General features: G+C 68.8%; 15 protein-coding genes and 1 tRNA gene. 9 read left to right on the top strand and 7 right to left on the bottom strand.

Features of this window, described 5'->3' with window-relative positions; translation table 11 throughout:
- Positions 1-113: 113 nt before the first annotated feature.
- The 3 genes from eat to ACMAUO_RS09935 are packed head-to-tail and all read right to left on the bottom strand — an operon-like array spanning position 114 to position 3,560.
- On the bottom strand, positions 114-1,442 hold the full coding sequence (eat, locus tag ACMAUO_RS09925) for an ethanolamine permease (protein ID WP_420356736.1): 1,329 nt from the start codon (positions 1,440-1,442) through the stop codon (positions 114-116).
- A complete protein-coding gene (gene eutC, locus ACMAUO_RS09930; RefSeq protein ID WP_420356737.1) occupies positions 1,439-2,191 on the bottom strand; it encodes an ethanolamine ammonia-lyase subunit EutC in 753 nt (250 codons plus the stop codon). The genes eat and eutC overlap by 4 nt, the downstream gene beginning before the upstream one ends.
- The gene (locus ACMAUO_RS09935; protein ID WP_420356738.1) at positions 2,184-3,560 is read right to left on the bottom strand and encodes an ethanolamine ammonia-lyase subunit EutB; all 1,377 of its coding nucleotides are present in this window, start codon (positions 3,558-3,560) and stop codon (positions 2,184-2,186) included. Before ACMAUO_RS09935 ends, eutC begins: the two co-directional genes overlap by 8 nt.
- A gap of 232 nt (positions 3,561-3,792) precedes the next feature.
- Here ACMAUO_RS09935 and hisG point away from each other — a divergent pair, with 232 nt between their 5' ends.
- From hisG to ACMAUO_RS09975, 8 genes are all read left to right on the top strand, one after another.
- Positions 3,793-4,503 (top strand): ATP phosphoribosyltransferase, encoded by a 711-nt coding sequence (gene hisG, locus ACMAUO_RS09940; RefSeq protein WP_420356739.1) that lies wholly within the window; start codon positions 3,793-3,795, stop codon positions 4,501-4,503.
- Positions 4,500-5,813, top strand: a complete 1,314-nt coding sequence (hisD, locus tag ACMAUO_RS09945) for a histidinol dehydrogenase (RefSeq protein ID WP_420356740.1) — start codon at positions 4,500-4,502, stop codon at positions 5,811-5,813. Before hisG ends, hisD begins: the two co-directional genes overlap by 4 nt.
- Before the next feature lie 142 nt (positions 5,814-5,955).
- Complete coding sequence (gene infA / locus ACMAUO_RS09950) at positions 5,956-6,174, top strand: translation initiation factor IF-1 (protein WP_003622234.1); 219 nt, start codon at positions 5,956-5,958, stop codon at positions 6,172-6,174.
- Positions 6,175-6,185: 11 nt separating this feature from the next.
- Positions 6,186-6,797 (top strand): Maf family protein, encoded by a 612-nt coding sequence (locus ACMAUO_RS09955; protein ID WP_420356741.1) that lies wholly within the window; start codon positions 6,186-6,188, stop codon positions 6,795-6,797.
- A complete protein-coding gene (locus tag ACMAUO_RS09960; protein WP_420356742.1) occupies positions 6,794-7,909 on the top strand; it encodes a ribonuclease E/G in 1,116 nt (371 codons plus the stop codon). The genes ACMAUO_RS09955 and ACMAUO_RS09960 overlap by 4 nt, the downstream gene beginning before the upstream one ends.
- Entirely contained in the window at positions 7,902-8,132 is a 231-nt protein-coding gene (locus ACMAUO_RS09965) for a DNA gyrase inhibitor YacG (protein WP_420356743.1), read from the top strand. The genes ACMAUO_RS09960 and ACMAUO_RS09965 overlap by 8 nt, the downstream gene beginning before the upstream one ends.
- A 59-nt stretch (positions 8,133-8,191) precedes the next feature.
- Positions 8,192-8,267: transfer RNA gene (locus ACMAUO_RS09970), tRNA-Phe, on the top strand.
- A 170-nt stretch (positions 8,268-8,437) separates the two neighbouring features.
- Positions 8,438-8,689, top strand: a complete 252-nt coding sequence (locus ACMAUO_RS09975) for a DUF2171 domain-containing protein (RefSeq protein WP_420356744.1) — start codon at positions 8,438-8,440, stop codon at positions 8,687-8,689.
- Between the two features lie 29 nt (positions 8,690-8,718).
- On the opposite strand, the gene ACMAUO_RS09980 is transcribed toward ACMAUO_RS09975, so the two are convergent.
- The gene (locus ACMAUO_RS09980; protein ID WP_420356745.1) at positions 8,719-9,015 is read right to left on the bottom strand and encodes a hypothetical protein; all 297 of its coding nucleotides are present in this window, start codon (positions 9,013-9,015) and stop codon (positions 8,719-8,721) included.
- A 77-nt stretch (positions 9,016-9,092) separates the two neighbouring features.
- Here ACMAUO_RS09980 and ACMAUO_RS09985 point away from each other — a divergent pair, with 77 nt between their 5' ends.
- Positions 9,093-9,476 (top strand): hypothetical protein, encoded by a 384-nt coding sequence (locus tag ACMAUO_RS09985; protein ID WP_420356746.1) that lies wholly within the window; start codon positions 9,093-9,095, stop codon positions 9,474-9,476.
- Positions 9,477-9,552: 76 nt separating this feature from the next.
- Here ACMAUO_RS09985 and mgtA read toward each other — a convergent pair whose 3' ends face one another.
- Genes mgtA through ACMAUO_RS10000 form a run of 3 tightly spaced genes read right to left on the bottom strand, consistent with a single transcriptional unit; the run spans position 9,553 to position 13,425 of the window.
- On the bottom strand, positions 9,553-12,087 hold the full coding sequence (gene mgtA / locus ACMAUO_RS09990; RefSeq protein WP_420356747.1) for a magnesium-translocating P-type ATPase: 2,535 nt from the start codon (positions 12,085-12,087) through the stop codon (positions 9,553-9,555).
- A 25-nt stretch (positions 12,088-12,112) separates the two neighbouring features.
- Positions 12,113-13,030: an MIP/aquaporin family protein gene (locus tag ACMAUO_RS09995; protein ID WP_420356748.1), complete on the bottom strand. Its 918-nt coding sequence runs from the start codon at positions 13,028-13,030 to the stop codon at positions 12,113-12,115.
- A gap of 2 nt (positions 13,031-13,032) precedes the next feature.
- Positions 13,033-13,425 (bottom strand): VOC family protein, encoded by a 393-nt coding sequence (locus ACMAUO_RS10000; protein WP_114725502.1) that lies wholly within the window; start codon positions 13,423-13,425, stop codon positions 13,033-13,035.
- Positions 13,426-13,459: the final 34 nt, after the last annotated feature.

Genomic DNA, 13,459 nt, shown 5'->3' on the forward strand with positions numbered 1-13,459 from the left:
TCTGAAGAAAAAGAAGCAAAAAGACTTTTATTCGTTCAGGGGCGTCGCGTGCCCCGGCAAAAAAACTCCTGAACGAATCAGAGTTTTTTGGTTCTTTTTTGCAAAAAAGAACATCAGGCCTCGCCCGGTAGCGCGATGGCCCCGCCCACGAACAATACGGCAACCCCCAGCGCCACCGGGTGAAAAACGCCCATCAGCACCAGCGCCCCGCACGCCGCCAGCAGGGCGAACGCGGGAACATAGGGAAATCCCGGCACTTTCCATACCAGATGCGCGCTGCCGTCGCGCCGCCGCAGCCTGAAAAGGCTTGCCATGGTCAGCACATAGACGATCAGCGCACCGAATACGGACAGCGTGACCAGTGAGGCCGTCAGCGACTGGCCGCCGAAGCTGGCGAAATCGTCGCAGAGAATGGCGGCAATCCCGATCATGCCCCCGGCGAGGGTGGCGACCCAGGGCGTGCCGAGGCGGGGATGGCGGTGCGCGAGCAGGCGCGGCAGGCCGCCATCGCGTGCCAGCGCGTAGATCTGCCGCGAATAGCCCATGATGATGCCGTGCAGCGAGGCGATCAGCCCGAACAGGCCGAGCCAGACCAGCATGTGGACATATCCGCTGTGGGGCCCGACGACGATGCGCATGGCCTGCGGCAGCGGGTCGTTGCGGTCGGCGAGGGCGCGCCAGTCGCCCACCCCGCCGGCCAGCACCATGACGCCGAGGGCGAGGACGACCAGCGTGAAGATCGAGGCGACATAGGCCAGCGGCAGGGTGCGGTGCGGGTCGCGTGCTTCCTCGGCGGTCAGCGCCACGCCCTCGATGGCGAGGAAGAACCAGATGGCGAACGGCACCGACTGCGCGATGCCGCCGAAGGCCGCGAATGAGAGGTGCCCGCTGCCCGCCCAGCCGCCATCGGTAAAGCGCGCCATCGAAAAGCCGGGCCAGACGATGGCCATGAAGATCAGAAGCTCGATAATCGCCGCCACCGTCACGAACAGTTCGAACCGCGCGGCGAGATGCACCCCGGCGATATTGAGCGCCATGAACGCGCAGAACGCGCCCGCCGCCGCCATGGTCGGCGATAGCCACGGATATTGCACATGCAGATAGGCGCCGATCGCCAGCGCGATGGCAGGCGGCGCGAAGACGAATTCCATGACCGAGGCAATGCCCGCGATCAGCCCCGCCCGCCGCCCGAACGCGGCGGTGACATAGACGAACGGGCCGCCCGCGCGCGGCATGGCGGTCGTCAGTTCGGTGTAGGAGAAGATCAGCGACAGGTACATCAGCGCGACGGCGAGGGTCGCGACCAGGAAGCCGAGCGTGCCGGCGCTGGCCCAGCCGTAGCTCCAGCCGAAATATTCGCCCGAGATGACCAGCCCGACGGCGATGGACCAGAGATGGACCACGCCCAGATGGCGGGGCAGCGCGTCGGTCTGGGTGGTCATGGCGTGGGGGGCGGCAATTGGGCCGTCATGCTGTTATCCTTGAGGGCAATGCCGCTGCGCCCAAGCGTGCGTGCACCGCGCAGCAGCCAGGCGAGGCGGAGGGCGGCTTCGCCGTGGCTCATGCCGCCATGGGCATGGATGTTCGAGAGGCAGTTGCGTTCGGAATCCATGCGGCCGATCCGCGGGCGCCAAGTCAGATAGAGGCTGAGGCTGTCGGCGGCGCTCAGGCCCGGACGCTCACCGATCATCATGACGACGCAGCGCGCGCCGATCAGGGCGCCGATCTCGTCGCCCAGCGCGACCCGCGCATTGTGGGCGACGATGACGGGGCCGATGGTCCAGTCCGGCAGGGAGGCACGCGCGGCCTCCAGAACCCCCGGCGCCTGCCGCGCCGCCGCCAGGGCCGAAAGCCCGTCGGCGATGACGAACACGACGTCGCAGGGTGCATGCGGCAGGCGCGCCGCATCCTGCGCGCACAGGCGGCGCCCCAGGTCCGGGCGGCGCACGAAGGTGCCGCGATCGGGCGCGCGGCTTCCGACCTCGATAAACGGTTCGCCGAGTGCAAGCCGGGCCGGATCGAGCGTGGCATGGACCGCCCGGCGGGCCGCCGCATGCGCCGCCTGCAAGGCGCGCACATCCGCGCCCGCCAGCGCATCGCCCGTCCGGCCCAGGCCGATGCGGGCATGCGTCAGGCCGCGCAGCGTGGTCCAGGGATCGGGCGCGAGATCAGCCCTGGGTGCATCAGTCATTCATGAAACCGGGGAGCGCGCGCGGCGGATTGGCGTTCAGGCGGCGTTTGCCGTCCAGCAGGGCCATCCGGTCCAGCCAGTGCTCGAATTCGGGGGCGGGGGCGACGCCATAGACGGAACGGAGGGTCAGGATGTCGTGGTAGGAGAGGCTCTGGTAATTCAGCATCACGTCATCGCCTCCCGGCACGGCGATCAGGAAATTCACCCCTGCCGCCGCCAGCAGCAGCATCAGGTCGTCGCTGTCGTCCTGGTCGGCTTCCGCATGGTTGGTGTAGCAGACGTCGCAGCCCATCGGCAGGCCCATCAGTTTGCCGCAGAAATGATCTTCCAGGCCAGCGCGAATGATCTGCTTGCCGTCATAGAGATATTCGGGGCCGATGAAGCCCACGACCGTATTGACCAGCAGCGGCGCGTATTCCCGTGCCACCGCATAGGCGCGCACTTCCAGCGTCTGCTGGTCGACCCCGAAATGCGCGTCGGCGGAAATCGCGGCCCCCTGCCCGGTCTCGAAATACATCACGTTCTCGCCCACGCTGCCGCGCCGCAGGCTGCGTGCCGCCTGGTGTGCCTCGTCCAGCAGGGTCAGCGAGACGCCGAAGCTCTCATTGGCGCGCTGGGTGCCGGCGATCGACTGGAAGACCAGGTCGACCGGCGCCCCGCGCGCGATCATCGCCAGAGTGTTGGTGATGTGGGTCAGGACGCAGCTTTGCGTCGGGATGTCGTAGCGTTGGCGGATTTCGTCGAGCATGCGTACCAACACCATGCCGGTCTCGATCGAGTCCGTGGCCGGGTTGATGCCCAGCACCGCATCGCCAGCACCCAGCAGCAGGCCGTCCAGCAGCGCGGCCGCGATGCCGCGCGCGTCGTCGGTCGGGTGATTGGGTTGCAGGCGCGACCCCAGGCGCCCCTGCAACCCCTGCGTATTGCGGAAAGCCGTCACGACCCGCACCTTGCGGGCGACCGCGATCAGGTCCTGGTTGCGCATCAGCTTGCTGACCGCCGACACCATTTCTGGCGTCAGGCCCCGCGCGATCGCGGCCAGCGCGGCCGCGTCGGCCTCGTAGCCCAGCAGCCAGTCGCGCCACTGGCCGACCGTCATATGCGCGATCGGCGCGAAAGACGCGGCATCGTGCCGTTCGACGACCAGCCGCGTGACGTCACATTGCTCGAAGGGAATGACTGTTTCGTTCAGGAAGGCCCGCAGCGGCAGGTTGGCCAGGGCTTCCCTGGCCGCCACCCGCTCGACCGGGTCGGCGGCCGCCACGCCGATCAGTTCGTCACCCGACCGCAGGGGCGAAGCCCGGGCCAGCAGGGTACGGAGGTCGTCGAACCGGTAGCGTTCGCCCTGGAGGGTCGCGTGAAACACCATGGGGTCGTCCGTCGTCGAGAAATCGGAAATCCGACCGGGCGTAGCGCCCTCTTATTTATGTGTAAGCGGCCCGTTGCCGGGGCGGCAAGCGCCGTATTCCGCCAGCCCTGGCCGCGCGGCCCTTCCTGTCGGGGGAGGGAATGTGATAAGCCGCACCGCACCTGGCGCCTGGACGCGGCCCTGGCGGCCCTGCCGCCACCGCAATGGGGGCGCGCTTGTAGCCGGAGTTCGCATGACCGCCCCACCCCAGGACACGACGCTTCAGGACACGAAGCTGGTCCTCGCCCTGCCCAAGGGCCGCATCCTGAAGGCCGCCGCCCCGCTGCTGGCCGGCGCCGGCATCCTGCCCGCCCCCGACTGCCTGGACGAAGGCAGCCGCCGCCTGCGCTTCCCTACCGACGACCCTTCGCTGGACGTGGTGCGCGTGCGCTCGTTCGATGTCGCGACCTTCGTGGCCTTCGGCGGTGCGCAACTGGGCATCTGCGGTGCCGATGTGCTGATGGAATTCGACTATCCCGAAATCTACGCGCCGCTGGACCTGCGCATCGGCGCCTGCCGCGTCTCCGTCGCCCGGCCCAAGGGCCAGGGCGAGGGCGACAATCCCGCCCGCTGGTCGCGGGTGCGGGTGGCGACCAAATACCCGGCCATCACCCGCCGCCATTTCGCGGCGCGCGGCATCAATGCCGACATCGTGCATCTGCATGGCGCGATGGAACTGGCCCCGGTACTGGATCTGTCGCACCTGATCGTGGATCTGGTCGATACCGGGTCCACCCTGCGCGCCAACGGGCTGGAGGAAACCGAGACGATCGCCAGCGTCACCAGCCGGCTGATCGTCAACCGCACGGCGCTGAAGACCCAGCCGGAACGGATCGGCGCGCTGATCGCGCGCTTCCGCCAGGCCTTGGCCGCGCCCACCACCGCCGAGACCCTGCCCGCATGAAACGCCTCGACAGCACACAGCCCGATTTCCGCGCCGGCTTCGCGCGCCTGCTGGCCGACCGCGAGGGCGATACCGCCCGCGTCGATGCCCCCGTGGCCGAGATCCTGGCCCGCGTGCGCGCCGAAGGCGATACGGCCCTGTGCGCCTATACCGAGCGGTTCGACCGCATGCCGATCACGCCCGACCGGCTGCGGGTGACGGAAGCCGAGATCGAGGCTGCCTGCGCCCAGGTCTCGTCCGACCTGCTGGATGCGCTGGACGTTGCCGCGACGCGGATCGAATCCTTCCATCGCGCCCAGTTGCCCGCCGACCTGCGCTACACCGACGCCGATGGCGTGGAGTTGGGCATGCGCTGGACGCCGCTGGATGCGGTGGGGCTGTATGTGCCCGGCGGCACGGCGGCTTATCCGTCCTCGGTGCTGATGAATGCGGTGCCGGCGCGCGTGGCGGGCGTGGAGCGGCTGGCCATGTGCGTGCCGACACCCGACGGCGTGCTGAACCCGCTGGTGCTGGCGGCCGCCCGCCGCGCCGGGGTCAGCGAGATCTATCGCGTCGGCGGGGCGCAGGCCGTGGGCGCACTCGCCTATGGCACCGCCACCATCCAGCCGGTGGATCGCGTGGTCGGGCCTGGCAATGCCTATGTGGCCGAGGCCAAACGCCAGGTCTTCGGCCGGGTGGGCATCGACAGCATCGCCGGCCCGTCGGAAGTCGTGGTGGTAGCCGATGCGGGCGCCGATGCGCGCATCGTGGCACTCGACCTGCTGGCGCAGGCCGAGCATGACGCGCTGGCCCAGTCGATCCTGATCACCACCGATGCCGCCCTGGCCGACCGGGTGGCGGCGGCGGTCGAGGCCGAACTGCGCACCCTGCCCCGCGCGGCCATTGCCGGGGCAAGCTGGGCGACGCACGGCGCCATCATCCTCGTGCGCGACCTGGACGAGGCGGCGGCGCTGATCAACGAGATCGCGCCCGAGCATCTGGAACTGCTGCTGGCGGAGCCCGAGGCGCTGTTCGCGCGCGTGCGCCATGCCGGCGCGGTGTTCCTGGGCTATCAGTGCGCCGAGGCGATCGGCGATTATGTCGGCGGACCCAACCATGTGCTGCCGACCAGCCGGACGGCGCGCTTCGCCTCCGGCCTGTCGGTGTTCGACTTCCTCAAGCGCACCACCTTCATCGGTGCGGGGCCGGATGCGCTGCTGCGGATCGGCCCGGCGGCGGTGGCCCTGGCGCGGGCCGAAGGGCTCGACGCCCACGCCCTGAGCGTGTCGGCCCGGCTGGACGCGCAACGCCGGGGCGCGGACAAAGCTTGACCGCGGCCCCGACAGACCGCACATATCCGCCTGCATTTCATCCGACCGGCCGCAGGACCGTCCCAATAGGACGGTCCTGCGGCCATGCCTGCTTCCTTATTTCCGGCCCGATGCCGGCCAACCAGCACGATCGAAGGATACAATGTCGAAAGAAGACATGATCGAATTCAGCGGTACGGTGACCGAACTGCTGCCCAATGCCATGTTCCGCGTGAAGCTCGATAACGAGCACATGATCCTGGCCCACACCAGCGGCAAGATGCGCAAGAACCGCATCCGCGTGCTGGCCGGCGACCGGGTGAACGTCGAAATGACCCCGTACGATCTCTCCAAGGGTCGCATCACGTTCCGCTTCAAGTAAGGCACAAGCCTGTGTCCGACAGTGCCACGGGACCAGGGCTGATCCTGGCTTCCGCCTCGCCTCGCCGGCGCGACCTGCTGGCGCAGATCGGACTGGCGCCCCGGCGGATCGTCGCCGCCGATCTCGACGAACGCCCCCTCGCTGGCGAACTGCCCCGCCCCTACGCCGAGCGTCTGGCGCGGGAGAAGGCTGCGCATGTCGCGGCGATGCTCGACGAACCCGCCCTGGTGCTGGGCGCCGATACGGTGGTCGCGCTGGGCCGGCGCATCCTGCCCAAGGCCGAGGACCGGGAAACCGCCCGGCGCTGCCTCTCCCTGCTGTCCGGCCGGCGCCACAGCGTGCTGACCGCCATCGCCCTGCGCCCGACCGCCGCGTGGGCCGAAGGGCGGGCCAGCGAACGCACGGTCGTCAGCACCGTCACCTTCTCCCGGCTGACGGAGCGGCAGATCGAGGCGCTGCTCGATGCCGGGGACTGGGAGGGCAAGGCTGGGGGTTATGCCCTGCAAGGCCATGCGGCATCGCATATCCGCTTCGTATCGGGCTCGCCTTCCGCCGTGATCGGCCTGCCTCTGTTCGAGGTCGGGCAATTGCTGCGCGGCCAGAAAGGGGCCTGGCTGCCGTGACGGCGCGGATCCTCGCCGCCAGCGCGCCGGGCGAGATCCGCATCGCGGTTACCGACGACGCCGGCCTGCGCGATTATGCCCTGTGGCGGCCGGGCTGGCCCGACGGCGTGGGCGACCTGCATCGCGGCCGCGCCGGCGCGCGGCTGACGGCCATGGGCGGCACCTTCATCGACCTTGCCGACGGCACCTCCGGCTTCCTGCCCGACTCGGCGGCTCCCGGCCCGCTGGCCGAGGGCGACCCGGTGCTGGTGCGGATCGTGCGCGCGCCGCAGGACGGCAAGGGCGCCCGCCTGACCGCCACCGGCCTCTCCCTGCCCGAAGGCCAGGGCCTCGCCGGGCCGCCTGCCCTGCTGGCACATGGCCCCACGCCGCTGGAAGCCCTGGCCACCGCGTGGCCCGACGCGCCGATCGTCATCGACGACACCGCCCTGGCGGCCCGCCTGCCCGCCGGGCTGCGCGGCCGGGTGCAGCGCGAACGCCATGCCTTCGACGCCGAGACCGAGGCCGCCTGCGCGGCGCTGGCCGAACAAACTGTGGCATTGCCGGGGGGCCTGCGGGCCACCATCACCCCCACCCCGGCCCTGGTCGCCATCGACATGGATGGCGGCACCACCAGCAGCGACCGGCGCGCCAAGCAGACGGCGCAGTTCGCCGCCAATCGCGATGCCCTGCCGGCCCTGCTGCACCAGATCCGCCTGCGCAACCTCTCCGGCGCGATCGTGATCGACGTCGCGGGGCTGGCCATCCGCAAGCGCCCGGCCCTGCGCGAGACGATCGAGGCCGCGTTGGCGCGGGACCCGCTGCGCCCGCGCTTCCTCGGCTTCAGCGCCCTTGGCCTGGCCGAAATCATGCGCCCGCGCATCCGCCCGCCGCTGCATGCGTTGCTTGCCGACGCGCCGGGCCGCATGCTGCGGATGCTCGATGACTGGTCGCGCCAGGTCGCCGGCCAGCCGGGCCGGGCACCGGGCCTGCGCGTGGGCACCGACCTGGCCCGCGCGCTGGACCACGATCCGGGCGCCGTCGCCGACGCGGCCCAACTGTCCGGGCACAAGCCCGTCTGGCGGCTGGACCCGTCCCTGTCCCCTCTGAGCTGGACGCTCGACCATGGCTGATCCCAACATACCGGCTTCCACGCCCGCGTGCCTGCCCCCCTGCCCGATCTGCGGCCGGCCGGGCGAGATGGCGTTCCGCCCTTTCTGCTCGAAGCGATGCAGCGACATCGACCTGGGCCGCTGGTTCACGGAAAGCTACCGCGTGCCCGACCGAAGCGAAGGCGGACAAAACTTCGACGAAAACGATCCGAGACGGGTTGATCCCGATGACGAGGTGGGATAGATCACACCCCCACGGCGGCACGATCCCGATCGCACCGCCCGCGCCGGTCACGGCCCGGTGCCCAAGTAGCTCAGTTGGTAGAGCATGCGACTGAAAATCGCAGTGTCGGTGGTTCGATTCCGCCCTTGGGCACCATTTCCATAAAAATTTCTCGAATCAAAGCACTGCCACTCCAGGCCGCCTGCCTTACGCAGGGCATTCGAGGCGGAATGGCGTATCTGTGCCTTAAATAAAAGGGCGCAGGGGCATCCTTCTCCATGCCGCGTCGTTGTTTTGCTTTACGGCGAAACAAGGAGCAGAAGTCCATGATCGCGCTATCCGATATTCATGCCGGCATGTCTGTCGTCGGCTCCGATGGCCAGCCGGTTGGCCGGGTTCGCGCCGTGGAAGGCGCGACACGCCTGCTCCTTGAGGACACGAAGACGGACGGGGATACGCATTATCTGCCCACGAGCCATATCGTGAAAATCACCGATCAGGTGCATCTGGATTGTTCGGGCGCGACCGCGCGCGCGCTCTTCGATCAGGACCTGCCGGCTGGCGAAAACACGACCTGACAGCCTGACCCGTGACGAGGCGGTGCCTCTTATTTCCCTTCCTCGATGTCCTTCATCGTCCGCTCGAACTCGGCGTCGGCCTCTTTGGCGTCAAGGCTGCCTTTCGGGCTTTCCTCGGTCGCTGCCTGGTTGTCGATCCACAACCACAGGCCGAACAGAACCGCAGAGATAAGCCCGCCAATTCCAAAGAAAAACATGGTTTTCTGCTCCTGTCGTCGCCTCTTGAGGGTAAAGGACGAGCCGAACCGCGAGAGGTCAAGGGGCTTTGCGGTAACAAGGGGTGGCAAGCGCATCGGTTCGGAGCAGCCTGTGGCGCCGATCTTCACGGAAAATCTACGTTGGGCCGCGGCATGGCGCGTTGCTATTCTGGGCGCGTGGACCCCACACAGGACAAGCGATCTCCATGAAGCGCCTTGCATTCGGCATTGTCTCCGCGTTCGGACTCGTCATTGCATCTGGTCAGGGTTTGGCCGCACCCTGCATGGTGGAGAACCAGACGGTATCGCTGAGTGGGCGGATAACGATCGAGGCGGTTCCGGCGCGTGCCGAGCCGAGGCATGATGCCTATCGTTATCCGCTTCTGCATCTCGACAAACCGGCCTGCTATGCGGATGGGAACTTTGGGACCATTCCCGCAGCCCGCGCCGTGGCGATCGTCTGGGGAACGGGGAACGCCCCGCATTTCACATCGGGCCAGCACGTGAACGTCACCGGCTCCCTGTCCCACACCACCACCGGCGATCAGCCCCCGCAGGCCCTCATGCTGCTCCTGTCCCCCACAGGCTGACCCAACAAAAAAAACGCCTGAACGAATAAGAGTTTTTTGGTTCTTTTTTGCAAAAAAGAACAGAAAGAAAGCCCGCTCAGTTCCTCCCGGCCGCCATGTGCTTCACCCACTGCGCCATGACCAGATAACCGGCCGTAATCCCTCCCATGGCCACCAGCACGCCGGCACCGGGCACGGCGAAACCGAACCAGCGCCCAGCGATCGTGAACGGCAGCACCAGCGCCACGATCAGGGCGCAGAGGGCGGAGAGCAGGAGCCAGCGGTCGGGAGGCGTCTGCCAGGGCAGGCCGCGCGTGCGGATCAGGAAGACCACGAGGATCTGTGTCGCGATGGATTCCAGGAACCAGGCGGTGCGGAATTCCGGTGCCGCGACGTGGAAACCGTAGAGCAGCACGACGAATGTAATGACATCGAAGACCGAGGAGAGCGGCCCCATGATACCGGCATAGCGGACGATCCCGCGCATGCTCCAGCGCTGGGGGCGGTTGAGGTCGGACGGATCGACGGTATCGAACGGGATGCCGACTTCCGACAGGTCGTAGAGCAGATTGTTGAGCAGGATCTGCGTCGCCAGCAGCGGCAGGAAGGGCAGGAACAGCGACGCCATCGCCATGGAGAGCATGTTGCCGAAATTGGAGCTGGACCCCATGCGGACATATTTCAGGATGTTCGCGAAGGTGCGCCGTCCCTCGCCGACACCGTTGGCCACCACATCCAGATCCGGGGCAAGCAGGATCATATCGGCGGCCGCCCGCGCGACGCCCGTTGCGCCATCGACGGATAGCCCGACATCGGCGGTGCGGATGCCCGGTGCGTCGTTGACGCCGTCGCCGAGAAAACCCACGGTCTCGCCTCTGGTTTGCAGGGCGCGCACCACGCGCACCTTCTGGTCGGGGGTCAGGCGGCCGTACAGATCGACGCCCTGAACGCGCGCGGCCAGGGCGTCGTCGTTCAGCATTTCCATCTCGGGACCAGCGAGGACGGCGGCTTCGGTCAGGCCGACCAGCCCCGCGATGCGCGCGACCACCAGCGGGTCGTCGCCCGACAGGACCTTCACCCGCACGCCGGCCGCCGCCAGCCGCTTCAGGGCGACGGCGGCGCTCGCCTTCGGCGGGTCGGCGAATGTGCAGACTCCTTCGAAAATCAGCTCGGCTTCGTCCTCGGGCGCCAGCGCGCCGGCCGGTGTGGCACAGGGCTTCGTGGCGACCGCGACGGCACGGAGTCCTTGGGCGGCGAGGCCGTTCAGCCGGGTCGTGATCGCGTCACGGGCCGCGTCGTCGAGGGCGGGGGCGTCTGGTCCGTCCCGCCGCCGATCGCAGACCGCCAGGATCGCTTCGGGCGCGCCCTTGCAGATCAGCAGGCATTCCCCGGCCCGCGCAGCCAGCACGGAGCCGCGCCGACGCTCGTAATTGAAGCCGATGCGGCCTTGCGCGGTCCATCCTTCGGCCGCGCCCGGTGCGGCGGTGGCGAGCGCGCCATCCATGGCGCCACGATCGCCCGCGAGTTCGGCGCACAGGCCGGCAAGGGTGGCGATATGCGGATCGTCCTCGCCGCTGGCGTTGAGACTGCCGGCCAGCACGATTTCGGCGGAGGTCAGGGTGCCCGTCTTGTCGGTGCAGAGAACCGTCATGGCGCCGAGATCGTGGATCGCGGTCAGCCGCTTGACGATCACCCGCTGCCGCGCCATCCGCACCGCGCCCCGCGACAGGGTGACGGTGGTGATCATCGGCAGGAGTTCCGGCGTCAGCCCCACCGCCAGCGCCACCGCGAACATCAGGGATTCGACCAGCGGCCGGCCGAACAGCAGGTTGATCGCCAGCACGGCCACGGACAGCACGCCGGCCGCGCGCGCGACGACCAGGCCGAGGGCGCGCAGGTCGCGCTGGAAGGGAGAGGGCGCGGCGTCCTCGGCCAGCACGGAGGCGACGGCGCCGAACAGGGTCCTGCGGCCGGTGGCCACCGCGAGGGCCGTGGCCTCGCCCGTTTGCGCGATCGACCCGCGAAACAGCGCGTTCGTCGCTTCGGCGGGGGAACGGGATGCGGTGGTGCCGGGATGTTTTTCCACCGGGTAGGGTTCGCCGGTCAGCGCCGCCTCGTTGGCGGTGAAGCTGGAGACGTCGAGAATGAGGGCATCGGCCGGAACGACGTCGCCGATCCGCACGCGAAAGACGTCGCCCGGCACGACCTCGGCGGTGGGAATGCTGACAAACTGGCCATCGCGCCGGACTTCGGCCGTCAGCGCCACCGACTGCTTCAGCGCATCGGCCGTCCGGGCGGCGCGGCCCTCCTGGATCGCATCCAGCGCGATGGACAGGATGATGATGGCGGCGATGATGCCCGCACTGGTCACATCGCCCATCGCCGCCGAGACGGCGGCGGCGAACAGCAGCAGCAGGATCAGCGGCTCCAGGAACCGCCGGGCGATGGCGATGACCGGCGAGATCCGGCGCACCGGCCGGTCGGTATTCGGGCCGTCGCTGGCCAGGCGGGCTGCCGCCTCCGCCGCCGTCAGGCCCTGCGCGCTGGAGCCGAGGGCCGCGAACGTCGCCTCCGGCGGCTGCGTCCAGAAGGGTGTGGACGATGTCGTCGAGCCCGCCTCGTTCCCCATCATCCCATCCTGTTCCGGTTGCGCGGCTTTATGGCGTGGGCGTGGGCGTGCCCGGCCGGCGCCGCCACGGTAGCAGATAGGGCGCGCGGCCGTGATGGCCGAAATGGGCCACCCGGGCCTCGTGCAGTTCGATCGCGCCCAGAACGCCCAGCCGCACCAGCGCCACCATCAGGGCCGCGCCGACGAAAGGGGCCAGGGCGTAGATCCAGAAACCGCGCCACTGGCCGGAGAACAGCGCCGGCCCCAGGCTGCGGGCCAGATTGGTGCTGTCACCCGACAGCCAGGCTTCGAACGGGTTCAGCATGAAGAATAGCGGGCCGGCCACCAGCGGCGTCACCCAGCGCAGGCGGGCGGTTCCACCCGTGACCAGCAGGCTGCCGATCAGCAGCGCCGTGGTGCAGATTTCGCCCGCGAAGGCCCAGCCCAGCGGGGCCCATGCCGAAGGCAGGGTGGCGGAGAAATGGGTGGCCCGCGACCACGCCGCCCAGCGCGGCCAGATCAGCCCCGCCAGCGCCACCAGGCCGGTACCGAGCACGGCGCCCGCCAACTGGGCGGCGATGTAGCCCAGCATGTCGCGCCAGGCCAGGCGCCCCATCAGGGTAAACGCCAGCGTCACCGACGGGCTGACATGCCCGCCGCTGACCCGGCCGAAGGGCGAGAGGGCCGCGAGCGTCCCGCCCAGGCCGAAGAACAATCCCTGCAATGCCACCTGCAATGCGGAATGGGCCGCCAGCACCCGCCCCACGGGACTGCCGGCCGCGCCCAGCAGGATGTTGGTGGCGAGGCCGAAGATCATCAGCAGCGCGGTGCCAGCGCATTCGCAGGCATAAAGGCGGGGATGGATCAGCCAGTCGGGGTGCGGCTCGCCGGCCAGTGGCCGGTCATGCGGCTGGGGGTAGCATGCCGGATCGGGCGCCGTGGGGGGAACGGAAGCGGACCCGGACACGATCAGCCCTGGTAGGAGGCGATCTCGACCAGATTGCCGTCGGGATCTTCGCAATAGACCGAGGTGACGGGCCCCAGCGCCCCCAGGCGGGCTACCGGCCCGTCGGTGACGCGGACGCCGCAACCCTCCAGATGCTCGACCACGTCGCCGCTGGAAACGGCGGTGATGAAGCACAGATCGTTGGTGCCGGGCAGCGCGTCGGTGGCCGTGGCCCAGCCTTCCGCCCCATGGGGACGGAGGTTGAGCTTCTGGCCGCCAAATTTCAGCGCCGTGCGGTTGTTGCGGCCATATTCCTCCCGCTCCATGCCCAGAACCCGCTGATACCAGGACGCCGAGACCTCCAGGTCACGGACGGTGATGACGACATGGTCCAGCCGATCGACGGTAAAGCGCATGGAACGGGGATCTCCTTGTAGACGGAAGCCGGGG

Origin of the sequence: Gluconacetobacter brunescens, assembly GCF_048695475.1 — a bacterium.
In the GTDB taxonomy this organism is placed as follows: Bacteria; Pseudomonadota; Alphaproteobacteria; order Acetobacterales; family Acetobacteraceae; genus Gluconacetobacter.

Excerpts from the sequence above, each read along its gene's own strand:
- eutC (WP_420356737.1), bottom strand. The coding sequence starts at position 2,191 with ATGACTGATGCACCCAGGGCTGATCTCGCGCCCGATCCCTGGACCACG.
- ACMAUO_RS09985 (WP_420356746.1), top strand. The coding sequence starts at position 9,093 with ATGAAGCGCCTTGCATTCGGCATTGTCTCCGCGTTCGGACTCGTCATT.
- eat (WP_420356736.1), bottom strand. The coding sequence starts at position 1,442 with ATGACCACCCAGACCGACGCGCTGCCCCGCCATCTGGGCGTGGTCCAT.
- ACMAUO_RS09965 (WP_420356743.1), top strand. The coding sequence starts at position 7,902 with ATGGCTGATCCCAACATACCGGCTTCCACGCCCGCGTGCCTGCCCCCC.
- infA (WP_003622234.1), top strand. The coding sequence starts at position 5,956 with ATGTCGAAAGAAGACATGATCGAATTCAGCGGTACGGTGACCGAACTG.
- ACMAUO_RS09935 (WP_420356738.1), bottom strand. The coding sequence starts at position 3,560 with ATGGTGTTTCACGCGACCCTCCAGGGCGAACGCTACCGGTTCGACGAC.
- hisD (WP_420356740.1), top strand. The coding sequence starts at position 4,500 with ATGAAACGCCTCGACAGCACACAGCCCGATTTCCGCGCCGGCTTCGCG.
- mgtA (WP_420356747.1), bottom strand. The coding sequence starts at position 12,087 with ATGATGGGGAACGAGGCGGGCTCGACGACATCGTCCACACCCTTCTGG.
- ACMAUO_RS09975 (WP_420356744.1), top strand. The coding sequence starts at position 8,438 with ATGATCGCGCTATCCGATATTCATGCCGGCATGTCTGTCGTCGGCTCC.
- hisG (WP_420356739.1), top strand. The coding sequence starts at position 3,793 with ATGACCGCCCCACCCCAGGACACGACGCTTCAGGACACGAAGCTGGTC.
- ACMAUO_RS10000 (WP_114725502.1), bottom strand. The coding sequence starts at position 13,425 with ATGCGCTTTACCGTCGATCGGCTGGACCATGTCGTCATCACCGTCCGT.